General features: G+C 52.9%; 1 protein-coding gene and 1 other annotated feature. The gene reads right to left on the bottom strand.

What is annotated here, in order from left to right:
• Positions 1-1,681: a sequence feature (mutual gap in cmsearch alignment for this rRNA model is longer than 100), on the bottom strand.
• Positions 1,617-1,841, bottom strand: a 225-nt coding sequence (locus tag ACRQEC_RS09490; RefSeq protein WP_435734874.1) for a hypothetical protein, incomplete at its 5' end; no start/stop codon positions are given. Its footprint overlaps the feature before it by 65 nt.

The following is a 1,841-nucleotide window of genomic DNA, read 5'->3' as shown; positions in this document are numbered from 1 at the left end:
GACGGGCCACACCCTTAAACGCGCCAAGCCATTAGGCACGCGAAGCTACCTCCCTGCGTCACACCTGTTAACACGCTTGCCTCCCACACTTAGGACCCCACGCCACCCACACCAACAACAAACAAGACAAACGCCTCATTCGCTTACATGGCATAGACAGGATGGTTAGCATCAACGCAGAAGACACTGGACGCAATAAAACCGGTACCAGAATAAGAACTGGTCACCCATCGACTACGCCTGTCGGCCTCGCCTTAGGACCCGACTAACCCAGAGAGGACGAACCTACCCCTGGAACCCTTAGTCATACGGCGGGAAGGATTCTCACCTCCCAAACGTTACTCATGCCTGCATTCTCACTCCCACACAATCCACCACCAGTTCACACCGTGGCTTCACCTCGCGCAGGACGCTCCCCTACCCAGTAAAAACAATTACTGCCGCGGTTTCGGCGGTGTACTTCAGCCCCGCTACATTGTCGGCGCTCAATCACTTGACCAGTGAGCTATTACGCACTCTTTCAAGGATGGCTGCTTCTAAGCCAACCTCCTGGTTGTCACAGCAACTAAACATCCTTTCCCACTTAGCACACACTTAGGGGCCTTAACCGGCGATCTGGGCTGTTTCCCTCTCGACTATGAAGCTTATCCCCCACAGTCTCACTGCCACGCTCAACTTCATGGTATTCGGAGTTTGGCTGACGTCAGTAACCAAGCAAGGCCCATCAGCCAACCAGTAGCTCTACCCCCACAAAGAACCACGCAACGCTGCACCTAAATGCATTTCGGGGAGAACCAGCTATCACGGAGTTTGATTGGCCTTTCACCCCTACCCACAACTCATCCCCCAGGTTTTCAACCCTGGTGGGTTCGGGCCTCCACACGCTCTTACACGTGCCTCACCCTGGCCATGGGTAGATCACCCCGCTTCGGGTCTAGAACATGCAACTAAACGCCCTCTTCAGACTCGCTTTCGCTACGACTACCCCACACGGGTTAACCTCGCCACACATCCTAACTCGCAGGCTCATTCTTCAATAGGCACGCCATCACCACCACCAAGATGGCTCTGACAGTTTGTAGGCGCCTGGTTTCAGGCACTATTTCACTCCCCTCCCGGGGTACTTTTCACCATTCCCTCACGGTACTATTCCACTATCGGTCACGACGGGTATTTAGCCTTACCAAGTGGTCTTGGCAGATTCACACGAGATTCCACGAGCCCCGTGCTACTCGGGCACATTGTCACGCAGTCAGGAACATTTCAGCTACCCGGCTATCACGGTCTACGGCAGGCCTTCCCAAACCCTTCACCTACACCCCTGATTTATCACTACGCCCCGTCCTGTCGGAGACGAGAAAACAACACCCCACAACACCCCGCATGCAACCCCCGACAGGTATCACACACACAAGGTTTAGGCTCCTTCGCTTTCGCTCGCCACTACTCACAAAATATCTTTTCCAGCAGGTACTAAGATGTTTCACTTCCCCACGTTCCCACCACCAACCTATCAATTCAGCTGGCAGCAACCCGGCATAACCCAGGCTAGGTTCCCCCATTCGGACACCCTCGGATCACCACTCGCTAGCCAATTCCCCGAGGCATATCGCAGGCTACAACGTCCTTCTTCGGCCCATACGCACCAAGGCATCCACCAAACGCCCTACAACACCAAAAAAACAATAAACAAGAAACTCAAAACAAAAAATGTTTACATTACGCAAAATCACACAACAAACACACACAAAACAAAACGCTTCACACATGTTTGTTATAAAGATGCTCACGCTCACTATGCGACAACCAACCACCACACCAACACCACAACCAGAAAACAA

This window comes from Actinotignum saccati, assembly GCF_051265055.1.
Lineage (GTDB): Bacteria > Actinomycetota > Actinomycetes > Actinomycetales > Actinomycetaceae > Actinotignum.
The sequence above is the reverse complement of the archived record's forward strand: the minus strand, read 5'-3'. Positions and strand labels throughout refer to the sequence as shown.